A 16,020-nucleotide genomic window follows, 5' to 3' on the forward strand; every position below is an offset into this window, starting at 1 on the left:
CACAGCCCTGAGAAAAAGATCACAGGGCCTGCCCTTGCCTGCGGACGCTCCCGTGTGAGCCGGTTCGGCGATGCTCACCCCGACTAGGCTGCCGGGGTGAGGATGCAGCCCCATGACTGAGAAGCAACCGGCCGACGACTCCGGCGTCCCGCGGTCCACGTCCGCCGACAGCACGGAACAACGCCGCGGTGAAGCCGCGCATTCCCGCCCCGCGGCCGTGCTGGTGCTGGTCGGCGTGGTGCTGCTCGAGGTGCTCGGCATGCTGGTCGTCGGGTTCTGGTACGGCGCCGCCCTGGTCTCGTCCCCGGCCGCCTCGGTCGGCGGTGCGGTGTTCACGCTCACCCTGATCCTGCTGGTCGCCGCGTGGCAGGCGGTCAGTGCGGTGGCGCTCACCCGCGGCCGCCGGTGGGCGCGGGCAGCCGTCCTGGTCTGGCAGTTCTTCCTGTTCGCCATCGCGGCGGCCTCGCTCACCGGAGCGTCGTGGGGATGGGCGCTGTTGCTGGGCCTGCCGGCACTCGCGGTCATCTACCTCCTCTTCCGGCGCGACGTCATCGCCTTCACCACTCCCGCCCCGGCCGCCGGCTGAACGGGTCGCCGGTCACGTCCGGCACCTGGAACAGGTGACGACCCGAGCCGTTCACCTCCATCGCCCGGCCCCGCACCGCGGTCGGGTCGACAGGGAGCCGCACGCCCAGCGGTGTGAGCGCCGTCGGGTCGTCCATCCCCACCACGACGAAGCGGCGCTCCACCAGCGCCGCCGAGATCAGCGGCAACCGGTGCGTGAGAGCGGTGGACGTGGCGACGACGACCACGACCGCGAAGCCCTCGGCCACCAGGTCGCCGAGCCGCTGCAGGCTCGCCGGGTCGGCGGTGTCCGCGTCGTCGACCAACAGGACACCCGGCCCCGTCCCGCCGGGATCGGGACGCGCGCCGGGCCAGAGCGTCACGGTGGGCTCCTCGACGTGGTGCGGACCGGTGATGTCCGGGTCCGGGCGGTCCCGATACGTGCCGCGCCGGTCGGCGTCGAGCGCGAGCAGCGCTCGCAGCAGGGTGCTGCGACCCGAGCCGGGGGCACCGATCACCGGTAGGACACGCCCCGGGCCCACCACGAGATGCCGGGGGTCCTTCCCGTCGCCGCCGAGACCGGCGAGCAACGACCATCCGGCGGACCCCTCCGTGACGCCTCCTGTCCGGTGCGGCAGCATCTGAGCGAGGGTGAGCCGGGTCGGCAGGGCCCGGATGACGGGGCCGTCTCCCACCGGGTCGCCGCGGTCCACGGGCGGGGTGATCGTCTGAGGCATCGGGGGAAGAATCAGCTGCGCCCGGGCCGGCACCGGTCCGGCGTCGGGCGCCTCGACGACGACCCGGCCCGGGATCCGCTCGACCCGTGGCAGCCGGGGCCACCCGGCGACGGTCAGGGGGTCCGCGGTGCCGGGCACGTGGACCCGGCACCCCAGAGCGGTGAGCATCCGGCTGGCGAGCAGGTCCCGGCCGCCGCTGACGATCAGTTTGAGGCTCGGGGCCGACCCGGACGCCAGACGCACGAGCAGCTCCTCGCCACCGGCTCCCGGATGTGCGCGGAAGGCCGCGCTCCAGACGGACCAGTCGTGCACCACGAGCAACAGGGTGGTGGGCTCGTCGTCCGGACCGTCCCCCGGACGAGCCCCGGTAGCGGATTCCGCTCTCGCGTCGGTCGCGGCCAGGCCCCGGGCGTCGACCGTCTGGACGAGGCGCTCGAGCACTCGTGCGGCGCGCTGCGGCTCCGCCGCCGTGACCCGGGCACCGATCGCGGTCTCCGGCAGGACGCCGGCGAGGGTGTCCGCTGCGTCGAGCAGGTAACAGCGCGCGCCGGCGGCCGTCGCCGCGAGCAGGCGACGCACGACGTCCACGACCGCCGGCCGATCCTCACCGAGGACGGCCAGGTGGGCGTCGACGCCGGGTCGATGCAGCCAGGGCTGCAGCCGTTGCTCGTCCGGCCGATCGATCAGCCCGAGCGGCGCACTCCCCGGGCGTGCAGCCTCCGCGGCGTGGAGCAGGACGTCCGAGCCGGAGCAGGCCGGCGGCAGCGGCGGGGCGATGATGCACCGTCGAGCCGGTGATGCCGGTGCTGCCGGGGGTGGTGCCGGGTCCCCGGCCGTCGACGGCGCGGGCAGCACGAGCCAGGCGTTCTCCCCGATGCCCTCGGCGTCCCACCGGGCGATCCGCGGCATCGCTGGCCGGGACCTGAGCGCACCGGCGATGCCGTCGGCGAGGGTGACCGTGGCGGTCTGGAAGAGGACCGGTGGGCGGTCTCCCACGCTGATCCAGGCGCGGCCCGGCAGTCGAGCGGGCAGGCGGGCGGCCACCGGGGAGCCGAGCACGTCGAACGACTCCTCCTCCGACTGGGTGCGCAGGGCGATCCGGATCGCGGTGTTGGCGCGGATGTCGCCGTTGACCGCGCCGCGCGGCCGCTGCGTCGCCATCACCAGATGGATGCCCAGCGACCGGCCCTGCGCGGCGAGACGCACGAGCTCGGCCAGGCCGTCGGGGTGATCGTCGACCATCACCCGGAACTCGTCGATGACGATCACCAACCGCCCGGGAGCCGCGTCCGGTGGGATGGCCGCGTCGTCCACGCCGTCGGCTCCCCAACGTCGGAGCAGGGCTTCTCGCTGCCGCAGCTCGGCGCGCACCGAGGCGAGCGCGCGGTCCAGCCCGCCGTCGAGGTCGGTGATGAGGGCGTCGCAGTGGGGCAGCGCGGCGAGGGGTGCCAGTGCCGTCCCGCCCTTGAAGTCGATCAGCACGAGGCCCAGCTGCGCCGGCGTGCGGTCGCGCACCAGTGACGTCACGAGGGTGCGGAGCAGTTCGGACTTGCCCGCACCGGTCGTGCCGGCGATGAGCAGGTGCGGACCGTCGGTTGCGAGGTCGATCATGAGCGGACCGTCGGTGCCCATGCCGAGGACGCAGGGCAGTCGGGCCGTCCCGGTGCGGGACCGGGCGCTCTCGTGTACGGCCTCCGCGGCGCAGTGGGCGGGCAGCGCGCTCGAGGAGCGGATCCGGGCCGCCGGCTGCGCGGACGCCGCTCGCCAGACGCAGTGGTCCTCGAAGGCCGCGGCCGTCATCAGGTCCGGAACGAAGCTGCGCTCGCCGTCCGCGGTGACGATCGAGCCAGTGGCCGCGGAGCCGGCGTCGAGCACGGTCGTGGACGTCCGGGTGGGCGTCACGATGCTCGAGCCGGCGTTGCGGGCGGAGGCATTGCTCGAGGCGGTATCCGTGGCGCATGTCCTCGTCGCCCCCGGCCCGGTCGCGGCGCTGGGTCCGGCGTGACAGTGCGCCCCGATGGCCAGCCGGACGATCGCTCGGTCGGCCGCCACGCCTCCGGATGCCGTGGCGGGATCCGCCACACCTGCGCCGATGAGGATCAGCACCGGGGGCGGATGCTGCAGCACACGATCGAGCTCGGCGCGTCCACGGGCATCCAGACGGCTGAGCTCGACGATCAGCACGTCCGCCGCGGCGGTGCCGTCACCCTGACCACCACCGAGGTCGGCGAGAGCGGGGGAGAGCACGGTGACGCACGGCAGCAGTCGGGCGCTCGCGCTGGTCTGCGCATCGACGCACAGGTGCACCCGCAGCGCGGGGTCCAGGCCCGCGAGCTGGGTCAGCACCGCTCGGACGAGGCCGGCGGTGGCGTGGGCCGGTCCGAGGAGGTCGATCCGCCGTTGCGCGGCGAGATCGATCACGACCGTCGCCGCCGCGGCCACCGGCGACGGCGGCCGCTGTGCGGCGCTCCGGAGCCCGACCGCACGAGTGCGGCGGCCGCCGCGAGGAGGGCGCCGTCGAACCCGCCACCGGGGGCGTCGGCCGGGCGTCGCCTCTCGACCCGCGCGGACGAATGCCTGGTCGCTTCCGAGGCGCAGCGGGGCCGCCGGTCGAGCCGGGACCGCCGGTGCGTGGTTCCCCGGTGCCCCGCCGCCGAGCCCGCCCGCGCCGCCCCGCTCGACGAGATCGTGCTCGACGGGGGCTCGTCCGCCACGCACCCGCTCGTCGGGCACCCCTGGGCCGGCGTGCTGGTGCGCGGCGAGTTGATGAACGGTCAGGTCCGGGAGGCCGACGACACCGTCGGCGTCCTCGGCAGTCGCGTTGCCACCGCCAGCGCCCGTCCCGACCGTGCTCCCTCCGGCGTTGCTCGCGCCCCGAGGGGACGCCGGGTGGCCGCCCCTTCGGCGCTCCATGCGCGCCGCCCGGACCGCCGTCAGCGCCGGGACGAGGCTCACGGGGACCGACATCGCCGTCAGGCCAAGCAGCATCCAGGACCCCGTCGTCACCGCGAGCACCATGCCGATGACCAGCGGCAGCGCGGCCGAGACCGCCAGCAGACCGGGCGGCGCGCTGCGGGACACGACGGCCGGAGGGACGAACGACGCGGGCTTTTCGAGCGGTGCCCCGAGACGGGTCGGGTGGGACGGCAACAGGTCGTCGGCGGCACGCAGCCGCAACGGCACCGACCCGACAGTGATCCGGGAGTCCACGGTGACCACGGCGTGGACCTGCCGACGGCCGTCCACGACGAGCCCGTTGGCGGATCCGGTGTCGCTCAGCACGATGCGGTCGGGCAGGACGTCCAGGGTGGCATGGTGGCGCGAGACGGACGGGTCGTCGATCACCAGGTCCGAGCCGGCGCGCCCGATCGTGTGCCGTCCCCGATGCAGGGCCAGCAGCGTGCCCGCTCCCGCGCCGCCGGCCACGCCCAGCACGAGTCCGGCCGCCAGATCGCGATCCGTGGGCGGCACGGTGCCGACGCCGTCCTCGCCACCGGATCGCCTCGGCGGCACGCCGACCCGCACGACCAGGGAGTTCGTGGCGGGAAGCACGCGCACCCGGTCGAGGGCCACGCCGTCGACGGTGGCATCGCCCCGGCCGCAGACCCGGAGCACCAGCGCCGCGAGGATCGGTCCCGGACCCGTCGGTTCCGTCACCGGAGCGGCCGGGACCGCTGCGGTCGCGCCCGATCCCCCGGTCGGAGCTGCGGCGCCGCGGCCCGCTGCACTGCGGCCCGTCGCGCCGCAGTCCGCCGCGCCCAGGCTAGCCACGTCCGGTCCAGCGTCCTTCGAGCACCCGGACGGCGGCCCGTGACCGGACACCGGCTCGCCGTCCGCGTGGTCGCCACCCGCGTCGGGCAGATCGGCGACCAGGTGGACCACCGGGGCCCGGCACCGGCACCCGCGCCCGGAAGCGCGGTCAGCGCCACCGCCCACACCGGGGCCGTGCACGAGGACGATCTGTACCCGCACGCTCATCCTCCTTCCCGACTCGGATCTCGACGTCATTCGCCGTGACGGCGAGGAGCCACCGCGCTCGCCGGCGAGAACCGTCGCCCGGTCGCTCGTGGCGCCCGCGCCCGCGCCCGCGCCGCCGCCGCACCCCGCGTGCGCCATGCTCGCGCCGCCGCACTCCCGTTGCCCACCGACCGCGCCGCACCGCCGCCGTCGAGGGCTCGAGATCGCCGTCGGCTCGACGGTAGGCCGGGGCACCGCGCCCGGCCGGCATCGGCGTGACGATGTGCACAACCGACCGTCGGCTGCCCCCTGTGGCGGGAGAAGCGCCCGGTACGGAACTCCGCGACAGGCCGCGTTCCCGGCGGTCGCAGGGTGCCGGTCGGGTAATCTTGGGGCGGTGCTTCCCGGGCGGCGTCCTGCGCGCGCCCGGATTCCTCGATTACCAGGAGTGTTGGTGAAAGCTGATCTTGTCGTCGTCGGCTCGGGCTTCTTCGGCCTGACCGTGGCCGAGCGAGCCGCGGAGGAACTCGGGCTGAAGGTGGCGGTGCTGGATCGGCGGCACCACATCGGCGGAAACGCCTACAGCGAGAACGAGGAGAAGACCGGGATCGAGGTGCACCGCTACGGCGCACACCTCTTCCACACCTCCAACGAGCGCGTCTGGCAGTACGTCAACCGGTTCACGGAGTTCACCTCGTACGTGCACCGCGTCTACACGCGTCACCAGGGCGAGGTGTTCCCGATGCCGATCAACCTCGGCACCATCAACCAGTTCTTCCGCTCGGCCTACAGCCCCGCCGAGGCGCGCGAGCTGATCCGCGAGCAGGCCGGCGAGCTCGCCGGGACCGACCCGCAGAACCTGAACGACAAGGGCATCCAGCTGATCGGCCGGCCGCTGTACGAGGCGTTCATCAAGTACTACACGGGCAAGCAGTGGCAGACGGACCCGAAGGACCTGCCGGCGGACATCATCTCGCGGCTGCCGGTGCGGTACACGTACGACAACCGGTACTTCAACGACACCCACGAGGGCCTGCCGGTCGACGGCTACACGGCGTGGATCGAGCGGATGGCCGACCACCCGAACATCGAGGTCCACCTCAACACCGACTTCTTCGACGAGGATCACGAGCTGGGGCGCAACGCGGTGCTCGGCCAGGTGCCCGTCGTCTACACCGGCCCGGTGGACCGCTACTTCGGCTACGCCGAGGGCGACCTCTCCTGGCGGACCATCGACCTCGAGGAGGAGGTCCTGGACATCGAGGACTTCCAGGGCACCCCGGTGATGAACTACCCGGACGAGGACACGCCCTTCACCCGCATCCACGAGTTCCGCCACTTCCACCCGGAGCGGGACTACACGAAGGACGCGACGGTCATCATGCGCGAGTACTCGCGCTTCGCGGAGAAGGGCGACGAGCCCTACTACCCGATCAACACCTCCGAGGACCGCGCGAAGCTGCTGGCGTACCGCGACCTGGCGCGCGGCGAGAAGTCCGTGCTGTTTGGCGGCCGGCTCGGCACCTACAAGTACCTGGACATGCACATGGCGATCGGCTCCGCGCTGACCATGTACGAGAACAAGATCAAGCCGCACTTCAGCGGCGGACAGCCGCTGGTCAGCGGGGGAGTGGACGAATGAGCGCCGACGCGACGAGCACCAACCAGCCGGCCACCGGCACCAGCACCGGCAGCGACACCGCCACCGGCAGCGACGAGCGGTTCACGACGCTGCAGCGTGTGATCCTGCCGACCGCGGCCCAGATGGACACCATCCCGCTGTACGTGGACATCGGCAGCGCGGCGGGCGCCCAGCTCAGCACCATGGACGGCTCCGCCGAGGACTCCCGCGGCGTCGAACGCGCCGCGCCGGTCTCCAGCAGCGGCGGCACCGCCCACGCCGAGGACTTCATCAGCCGCACTGCGACCACCGTGCGCGCCGGCAGCCGGATCTCCTTCGCCACCTACTTCAACGCGTTCCCCGCCTCCTACTGGCGGCGCTGGACCACGCTCGAGGCCGTCCGGCTCTCCGTGCGCACCCGCGGCACCGGCACGATCATCGTCTACAAGTCCAACGCCCGCGGCTCGCTGCAGCGCGTGGACTCGCGGCGCGTGAGCGGTCCCGCCGACACGGTGTTCGACCTGCCGCTGGCCCCGTTCGGCGACGGCGGCTGGTACTGGTTCGACCTGGTGGCCGGCAACGAGGCGCTGATCCTCGACGAGGCCGGCTGGCAGGGCGTCGACGAGGGCCGCACGCCGGGCCGGATCACCCTGCAGATCACCACCATGAACAAGGTGTCCTACTGCCTGGACAACCTCCGTCTGCTCGCGGACAGCCCCGAGGCCCTGGACGTGCTCCAGGAGATCCTGATCGTGGATCAGGGCTCCACCAAGGTGGCCGACCACCCCGACTTCGAGGCCGTCGCCGCGCGGCTGCCGGGCAAGCTGCGGATCATCAACCAGGCCAACCTGGGCGGTTCCGGCGGCTTCTCCCGCGGCATGTACGAGGCCGTGCAGAACGGCAGCGACTACGCGCTGCTGCTGGACGACGACGTCGTCATCGAACCGGCCTCCATCAGCCGGCTCCTGACCTTCGCGGACCGCTGCCGCAAGCCGACCATCGTCGGCGGCCACATGTTCGACCTCTACAACCGGACCGTGCTCCACACGTTCGGCGAGGTCGTCAACCCGTGGCGCTTCCAGCCGGACCAGCCGGTCCCCGAGCAGGTGCTCGGCCACGACCTGGAGCGGTTCACGCTGCGCAACACCCCGTGGCTGCACCGCCGGGTGGACGTCGACTACAACGGCTGGTGGATGGACCTGATCCCCACCAGCGTGATCCGCGAGATCGGCCTGTCGCTGCCGGTGTTCATCAAGTGGGACGACGCCGAGTACGGGCTGCGCGCCAAGAAGGCCGGTTACCCGACGGTGTCGCTGCCCGGTGCCGCCGTGTGGCACGTCTCGTGGATCGACAAGGACGACCTGGTCGGCTGGCAGGCGTACTTCCACATCCGCAACCGCCTGATCTCCGCGCTCATCCACTCCCCGTACGAGCGGGGTGGCAAGGTGCTGCGCGAGTCCGGCTACGCGGACATCAAGCACCTGATCTCCATGCAGTACTACACGGCCGCCGGCCGAGCGATGGCCCTGGAGGACGTGCTCGCCGGACCGGAGCAGCTGCACCGGATCCTGCCGGAGCGGATCAAGCAGATCCGCGCGATGACGAGCGAGTACCCGGACGCGCAGCTCGCTGCCGACGTCGAGAAGTACCCGGCGCCGCACGTGGAGAAGCCCCCGCGGCACGGCCAGGGGTTCTCCGCCCCCGGCTACTCGAAGCTGATCCCGTGGGCCGCGAAGACGGTCGCGCGCCAGCTGATCGCCCCGGTCTCCCCGTCCGCGCAGGCCCGCCCGCAGGCGCACATCGCCCACCAGGACAACAAGTGGTGGCGCATCTCGCAGTACGACTCGGCGCTGGTCTCCAACGCCGAGGGCACCGGGGTCGCCTGGTACCGGCGCGACCCCGCGGAACTGCGCCAGCAGCTGGCCCGCTCCGCCGCGCTGCACGCGCAGCTGCTGCGCGAGTGGCCGCGACTGCGCCGCCAGTACCGTGACGCCGCCGCGCGGATCGCCTCCGCCGAGGCCTGGGAGGAGACCTTCACGGCGTACACCGAGTCCGAGGTGCGGCGATGACCGCGGTGCAGCCGCTGGTCCGGCCGGGGCAGGGGCGCGGCCTGGCCGACGTCTTCCGCCACGGCTACCTGTTGCGCCTGCTGGTCAACAAGGAGATCCAGGTCCGCTACCGCGGCTCGGTGCTGGGCCTGGTGTGGTCCTACATCAAGCCGGGCGTGCAGTTCCTCGTGTTCTACCTGGCCCTGGGCGTGTTCCTCGGCCTGAACAAGGGCATGGCGAACTACCCCGTGTACCTGTTCTCGGGCATCGTGCTGATCAACTTCTTCGGCGAGGCGTTCGGCAACGGCGCCCGGGCCATGGTGGCCAACGGGGCGCTGATCAAGAAGATCTACCTGCCGCGCGAACTGTTCTCCGTCTCGACGGTGTGGGTGGCGCTGATCCACTTCCTGCCGCAGCTGCTCATCCTGCTGATCGCGTGCTTCGCGGTGGGCTGGCACCCGGGCCTGCTGCAGATCGGCTCCATCATCGTGGCGATGGTCATCATGGTGCTGCTCTCCTCGGGCCTCGGCCTGCTGTTCGGCGTGGCCAACGTCTTCTTCCGGGACTCGGAGAACATCGTCGACCTGATCACGATGGTCGCCACCTGGCTCTCGCCGGTGCTGTACGTGTGGACGATGGTGCAGAAGGAACTGCCCGCCTGGGTGTTCCCGATCTACATGTCCAACCCCATCACCGTGGCCGTCGAGCTCTTCCACTACGCGTTCTGGCTGCCGACCACCGACGGGACCGCGGACATTCCGCCGCACCTGCTCACGCAGTGGACGCCGATCGCGCTGGTCGTCAGCGTACTCGTCCTCGTCGTCGGAGACCTCGCCTTCCGGAAGCTGGAAGGTCACTTTGCCCAGGAGCTGTGAATGAAGAGCCAGAACCGCACCGCGACACCGTCGGGGGCCTCGGCCGCGTCACCGGGCTCGGACTCGGGCGACGACGTCGTCATCGTCGCGAGGAACGTGACCAAGAAGTTCGTCCTGCGGCACACCCGCTCGATGAAGGAGGCCTTCGTCTGGCTGGTCAAGGGCCGCCGCGGTGACCTGTCGGAGCGGTTCAAGGCGCTCGACGACGTCAGCTTCGACGTCCGCCAGGGCGAGTCGGTCGCGCTGCTGGGGCTCAACGGGTCCGGCAAGTCGACCCTGCTCAAGCTGATCTCCGGCGTCATGCGGCCGGACGACGGCGACATCGCCACGCGCGGCCGGGTGGCCGGCCTGATCGAGGTCGGCGCCGGCTTCCACCCGGATCTGACCGGCCGGGACAACGTGTACCTGAACGGCGCGATCCTCGGAATGACGCAGCAGGAGATCGAGGACAAGTTCGACGACATCGTCGCGTTCTCCGAGATCGAGCAGTTCATCGACACCGAGGTGAAGTTCTACTCCTCGGGCATGTACCTGCGGCTCGCGTTCGCCGTGGCGATCCACACGACGCCGGACGTCTTCCTCGTGGACGAGATCCTCGCCGTCGGGGACGAGCCGTTCCAGAAGAAGTGCATGGAGCGGATCTCCGAGATGGTCGCGCAGGGCCGCACCCTGGTCGTCGTCAGCCACGAACTCGACAAGGTCGCGCAGCTGTGCGACCGCGGCATCCTCCTCGAGCACGGCCGCAAGGTCCTCGACGGTCCCGTCGAGAACGCCATCAAACGTCTCCGCGGCGAGGACTGACACCACGCCGGCAGCGGCCGGCAGCAGCACCCGTCCCCCGCACCGGTGGGGCGGTCACCCCCGCGTCGCGGACGGCGCACCCGGGCCCTGGCGGCTACCATTGACCGGGGCTCTCCGCGGATGCCGCGGGCGCCAGGAACCGATGAACGCGGGAGACAGGTAGGCCGTTACGTGAAGATTGCAGTGATCGCTCTGGGGAAGATCGGCCTTCCGCTGGCCGTCCAGTTCGCCTCGAAGGGTCACGACGTCGTCGGCGTCGACGTGAACCCGACGGTCGTGGACCTGGTCAACGCGGGGCAGGAGCCGTTCCCGGGGGAGGCACATCTTCAGGAGAAGCTCGGCGAGCTCGTCCCCGCCGGCCGGCTGACCGCCACCACCGACTACGCCGAGGCCGTGCCCGGCGCCGACGCGGTTGTGCTCGTCGTGCCGCTGTTCGTCGACGCGGAGGCCCGCCCCGACTTCGGCTGGATGGACGCCGCGACCCGTTCGCTGGCCGAGCACCTCACCCCGGGCACCCTGGTCTCCTACGAGACCACGCTGCCGGTCGGCACCACCCGCACCCGGTGGAAGCCCATGCTGGAGGAGATCTCCGGGCTGACCGAGGGCACCGACTTCCACCTCGTCTTCTCCCCGGAGCGTGTGCTCACGGGCCGCGTCTTCGAGGACCTGCGCAAGTACCCCAAGCTGATCGGTGGCCTGAGCGAGGCCGGCGCGGCGAAGGCGACGGAGTTCTACGAGGCGGTGCTCGACTTCGACGAGCGCGCCGACCTGCCGCGGCCCAACGGCGTGTGGGACCTCGGGTCCGCGGAGGCCTCCGAGCTGGCGAAGCTCGCCGAGACCACCTACCGGGACGTCAACATCGGGCTGGCCAACCAGTTCGCCCGTTACGCCGGCAGCAACGGCATCGACGTCTACAACGTCATCGAGGCCTCGAACTCGCAGCCCTACAGCCACATCCACCAGCCCGGCATCGCCGTCGGCGGTCACTGCATCCCGGTCTACCCGCGCCTGTACCTGTGGAACGACCCGGACGCGACCGTGGTGCGTGCGGCCCGCGACGCCAACGCCGGCATGCCGGACTTCACCATCGGCCTGCTCGAGGGCGCGCACGGCGACCTCGCCGGCCAGCGCGTCGTCGTCCTCGGCGCCGCCTACCGCGGCGGGGTCAAGGAGACGGCGTTCTCCGGGGTGTTCGACGCCGTCACCTCGATCACCGAGCGGGGCGCCACCGCCCTGGTGCACGACCCGATGTACACCGACGAGGAGCTGGGCAAGCTCGGTTTCACGCCGTACCACCTGGGCGAGCCGGTCGACGCCGCCGTCGTGCAGGCCGACCACGCCGAGTACCGGTCCCTGACGCCGGCGGACCTGCCGGGCATCCGCACCTTCATCGACGGGCGTCGCGTGTCCTCGCCCGAGGCGTGGCCGTCCGTGACCTACCGGGTGATCGGGCGCCCGGCCGCCTGAGCCGGCCCCGACACACCACCACGCAAGGGAGAAGAGGGACATGGCGGACGTCGTCGACAGCGCCGATGTCTCCGAGCGGGCCACGCTCGGGGACGGGACGAAGATCTGGCACCTGGCCCAGGTGCGCGAGGACGCGGTCCTCGGGGCGAACTGCATCGTGGGCCGCGGCGCCTACGTCGGCACTGGAGTGACCATCGGGGAGAACACCAAGATCCAGAACTACGCGCTGGTGTACGAGCCGGCGCAGCTGGGCCGGGGCGTCTTCATCGGGCCCGCGGTGGTGCTGACCAACGACACCTACCCGCGTTCGATCAGCCCGGACGGCTCGCTCAAGAGCGCCCACGACTGGACGCCCGTCGGTGTCACCATCCACGACGGCGCCTCGATCGGGGCGCGCAGCGTGTGCGTGGCCCCGGTGACGATCGGCCGGTGGGCGACGATCGCCGCCGGCGCCGTGGTGGTCAAGGACGTGCCCGCGTTCGGGCTGATGGCCGGGGTCCCGGCCCGCCGGATCGGCTGGGTGGGCAAGGCCGGCCACCCGCTGCGGGAGCAGGACGGTCTCTGGGTGTGCCCCGAGACCGGGGAAACGTACGTGCAGAACGGTGAGGAGCTCACCGAGTCGGAGGAGAACGCATGAGCAAGGACTTCATTCCCGCCGCCAGGCCCATCGTGGGCGAGGAGGAGCGCCGCGCCGTCGACGCCGTCCTCGTCAGCGGCATGCTGGCCCAGGGCGCGGAGGTCGCTTCGTTCGAGCAGGAGTTCAGCGACGTCCTCCTGGACGGCCGCGCGTCCGTCGCCGTGAACTCCGGCACCTCGGGCCTGCACCTGGGCCTGCTCGCCGCCGGCATCGGCGCCGGCGACGAGGTCATCGTGCCGTCCTTCACCTTCGCCGCCACCGGCAACTCGGTCGCCCTGACCGGCGCCACCCCCGTCTTCGCGGACATCGAGCTGGACCACTACGGCCTCGACGTCGACCACGTGGCCTCGCTCATCACGGAGAAGACGAAGGGCATCATGCCCGTGCACCTGTACGGTCACCCGTTCGCGGCGGACAAGCTCAAGGCCCTCGCCGACGAGCGCGGCATCGCTCTGTTCGAGGACGCCGCCCAGGCGCACGGCGCGAGCCTGCACGGGCAGAAGGTCGGCACCTTCGGCACCTTCGGCGTGTTCAGCCTCTACCCGACGAAGAACATGACGTCCGGTGAGGGCGGCATGGTCTCCACCGCGGACCCGGAGGTCGAGCGCCGGCTGCGCCTGCTGCGCAACCAGGGCATGGAGAAGCAGTACGAGAACGAGCTCGTCGGCTTCAACGCCCGCATGACCAACCTGCACGCCGCCATCGGCCGCGTGCAGCTGACCAAGGTCGAGGGCTGGACAAAGACGCGGCAGTCCAACGCCGCGTACTTGACCGAGAACCTGCAGAACGTGGCGACGCCCGCCGTCGCCGACGGCGCCGTGCACGTCTACCACCAGTACACGATCCGCGTGCCCGAGGACCGGGACGGCTTCGCCCGCGCCCTGCGCGAGCAGTACGACATCGGTTCGGGCGTCTACTACCCGGTGCCGAACCACCGGCTGCCGTCCTTCAACCGGACCGAGGACCTGCCGAACACGGAGATCGCGGCGGCCCAGGTGCTGTCCCTGCCGGTGCACCCGTCACTGGACGCGGAGGACCTGGACCGCATCGTCACGGCCGTCAACGCCGTCGCGGCGGCGGGCGCCTGATGGCGGCGAACCTGCGCGCGGGTCTCATCGGGCTCGGCATGATGGGCCGCAACCACGCCCGGGTGCTGCGTGAGCTGGACGGCGTCGACCTGGTCGCCGTCGCCGACGCCTTCGGTGACCCGCACGGCGTCGCCGGCTCGCTGCCCGTCCTCAGCGGTGTGGACGAGTTGATCGCCGCCGGTATCGACATGGCCGTCGTCGCGGTGCCCACGGGCCTGCACGAGGAGGTCGGGCTCGCCCTGGCCGAGGCCGGCGTGCACGTCATGGTCGAGAAGCCCATCGCCTCCTCCGTGCCCGCGGGCGAGCGCCTCGTCGAGGCCTTCGACTCGCGCGGCCTGGTCGGCGCCGTCGGCCACATCGAGCGGTTCAACCCGGCCCTGCAGTCCCTGCGCGCCCGGATCGAGTCCGACGAGCTGGGGCAGGTCTACCAGATCGCCACCCGCCGGCAGGGGCCGTTCCCGGCCCGCATCGCCGACGTCGGCGTCGTCAAGGACCTCGGCACGCACGACATCGACCTGACGGCCTGGCTCGCCCAGTCCCCGTTCGTCTCGGTCAGCGCCCGCACGACGACGCAGTCCGGCCGGCAGTACGAGGACATGGTCGCCGCCGTCGGCACCCTCGAGAACGGCATCATGACGAGCCACCTCGTCAACTGGCTGTCCCCGATGAAGGAGCGCGTGACGGTCGTCACGGGGGAGCGGGGCGCCTTCGTCGCCGACACCCTCACCGCGGACCTGACGTACTACGAGAACGGGTCCGTCAAGACCGAGTGGGACGCGGTCTCCAACTTCCGGGGCGTCTCCGAGGGGAACGTGACCCGCCTGGCCATCGCCAAGCGCGAGCCGCTGCGGGTCGAGCACGAGGCGTTCCGCGACGCGATCCGGGGCACCACGCACGGCTCCGTCCAGGACATCGTCACGATGCGCGAGGGGCTGAACACGCTGCGCGTGGCCGAGGCGATGATCGCGTCGGCGGCCTCCGGGCAGACGGAGGAGCTGACCCTCTCGTGAAGCCGACCACGGCCCGTCGCGTCGTGGTCGCCAGCCGGGTGTTCGTCCCGGACGTCGCCGCTGCCGCCTTCCGGCTCCGGGCACTCGTGAACGGGCTGGACAGCCGCGGCGCGGACGTGCAGGTGCTCACCACGACGCCGCCGCGCGGGCTGGTCGCGCCGGCCGTCCCGGCGCGGGTACGTCGCTGGCCGGTGCTGCGGGACGCCGGCGGCAACGTGCGCGGCTACGTGCAGTACCTCAGCTACGACATCCCGGCGTTCTTCCGGCTCCTGCTCACGGACGCCGACGTCGTCGTCTCCGAGCCGCCGCCCACGACGGGGGCGGTCGTCGCCCTCACCTCGTGGCTGCGGCGCCGGCCGTACGTCTACTACGCGGCGGACGTGTGGTCCGAGGCCCTGGCCGCCATGACCGTCCCGACGCCGGTGATCTCGGCGATGCGGGCGGTCGAGGGCCGGGTGCTGCGGCACGCCGCGGCGGTCATCGCCGTCTCGGACACCGTCGGCGAGCAGGTGCAGGGCTTCGGCGTGCCCGCCGAGCGGATCACCGTGGTGGGCAACGGGGTCGACACGGACGTCTTCGCCCCGACCGATGCGCCCGCCGACGCCGGGGGGAACCCCTACGTCGTCTACACCGGCACCATGTCCGAGTGGCAGGGAGCGGACGTCTTCGTCGAGGCGATGGCGATCGTCGCCCGCCGGCACCCCGACGCCCGGCTGCGGTTCTTCGGGCAGGGCTCCGACGAGGCGCACCTGCGGCAGCTCGCCGGTCGCCTGTGCCCCGAGAACGTCGTCTTCGGCGGGGTGGTCCCGCCGGCCGAGGCGGCCGCGTGGATCAGCGGGGCGAGCGCCGCGCTGGTGAGCATCAAGCCGGACCAGGGCTACGACTTCGCCAAGCCCACCAAGATCTACGCCGCGGCCGCCTGCGGCACGCCGGTGATCTTCGCCGGTAAGGGTGCGGGGGCTGCCGTGGTCGCGGACAACGAGCTCGGCGACGCCGTCGAGCACACGCCCGAGGCCGTCGCCGCCGCGATCGAGGAGCGGCTCACCGCGGACTCCACCGCCGTCGAGCGGGAGCACCGGATGGCCTGGGTGCGGGACAACGCGTCCCTCGCCGCGTCCGGTGAGCTCGCTGCCGACACCGTGCTCGCCGTCCTGCGCTGACACACGGGTCCCGCGTGCGCCGAGCTCCGGTCGACGCAGCGATCCACACCGAGAC

Annotated in this window: 11 protein-coding genes; 10 read left to right on the forward strand and 1 reads right to left on the reverse strand. The window is 72.0% G+C overall.

Translation table 11 applies throughout. The annotated features are described in order from the left end of the window. Positions 1-112 precede the first annotated feature (112 nt). On the forward strand, positions 113-586 hold the full coding sequence (locus tag BGP79_RS06320) for a hypothetical protein (protein ID WP_083701623.1): 474 nt from the start codon (positions 113-115) through the stop codon (positions 584-586). Here the strand turns inward: BGP79_RS06320 and BGP79_RS06325 are convergent. Further along, the gene (locus BGP79_RS06325; RefSeq protein WP_143588318.1) at positions 558-4,958 is read right to left on the reverse strand and encodes an FtsK/SpoIIIE domain-containing protein; all 4,401 of its coding nucleotides are present in this window, start codon (positions 4,956-4,958) and stop codon (positions 558-560) included. The two genes, BGP79_RS06320 and BGP79_RS06325, sit on opposite strands and share 29 nt — an antisense overlap. Positions 4,959-5,712: 754 nt before the next feature. Here BGP79_RS06325 and glf point away from each other — a divergent pair. The 9 genes from glf (at position 5,713) to BGP79_RS06370 (ending at position 15,965) form a co-directional block, all read left to right on the forward strand. Next, positions 5,713-6,900 carry a UDP-galactopyranose mutase gene (gene glf, locus BGP79_RS06330; RefSeq protein WP_076693752.1) on the forward strand — a complete coding sequence of 396 codons (1,188 nt, stop codon included), beginning with the start codon at positions 5,713-5,715 and terminating at the stop codon, positions 6,898-6,900. Then, positions 6,897-8,948: a glycosyltransferase gene (locus BGP79_RS06335; protein ID WP_083701625.1), complete on the forward strand. Its 2,052-nt coding sequence runs from the start codon at positions 6,897-6,899 to the stop codon at positions 8,946-8,948. Before glf ends, BGP79_RS06335 begins: the two co-directional genes overlap by 4 nt. After that, the gene (locus tag BGP79_RS06340) at positions 8,945-9,802 is read left to right on the forward strand and encodes an ABC transporter permease (protein ID WP_076693753.1); all 858 of its coding nucleotides are present in this window, start codon (positions 8,945-8,947) and stop codon (positions 9,800-9,802) included. Before BGP79_RS06335 ends, BGP79_RS06340 begins: the two co-directional genes overlap by 4 nt. Beyond that, positions 9,803-10,603, forward strand: coding sequence for an ABC transporter ATP-binding protein (locus tag BGP79_RS06345; protein ID WP_083701626.1), 801 nt, complete (start codon positions 9,803-9,805; stop codon positions 10,601-10,603). A 171-nt stretch (positions 10,604-10,774) separates the two neighbouring features. Then, positions 10,775-12,070, forward strand: coding sequence for a nucleotide sugar dehydrogenase (locus BGP79_RS06350; RefSeq protein ID WP_076693754.1), 1,296 nt, complete (start codon positions 10,775-10,777; stop codon positions 12,068-12,070). Between the two features lie 40 nt (positions 12,071-12,110). After that, on the forward strand, positions 12,111-12,707 hold the full coding sequence (locus tag BGP79_RS06355; RefSeq protein ID WP_076693755.1) for an acyltransferase: 597 nt from the start codon (positions 12,111-12,113) through the stop codon (positions 12,705-12,707). Then, positions 12,704-13,795 carry a DegT/DnrJ/EryC1/StrS aminotransferase family protein gene (locus BGP79_RS06360; RefSeq protein ID WP_076693756.1) on the forward strand — a complete coding sequence of 364 codons (1,092 nt, stop codon included), beginning with the start codon at positions 12,704-12,706 and terminating at the stop codon, positions 13,793-13,795. The genes BGP79_RS06355 and BGP79_RS06360 overlap by 4 nt, the downstream gene beginning before the upstream one ends. Continuing rightward, on the forward strand, positions 13,795-14,805 hold the full coding sequence (locus BGP79_RS06365; RefSeq protein WP_076693757.1) for a Gfo/Idh/MocA family protein: 1,011 nt from the start codon (positions 13,795-13,797) through the stop codon (positions 14,803-14,805). The genes BGP79_RS06360 and BGP79_RS06365 overlap by 1 nt, the downstream gene beginning before the upstream one ends. After that, positions 14,802-15,965, forward strand: a complete 1,164-nt coding sequence (locus BGP79_RS06370) for a glycosyltransferase family 4 protein (RefSeq protein ID WP_076693758.1) — start codon at positions 14,802-14,804, stop codon at positions 15,963-15,965. Before BGP79_RS06365 ends, BGP79_RS06370 begins: the two co-directional genes overlap by 4 nt. The last annotated feature ends 55 nt before the right edge of the window (positions 15,966-16,020 follow it).

This window comes from Tersicoccus sp. Bi-70 (assembly GCF_001968825.1).
GTDB lineage: Bacteria > Actinomycetota > Actinomycetes > Actinomycetales > Micrococcaceae > Tersicoccus.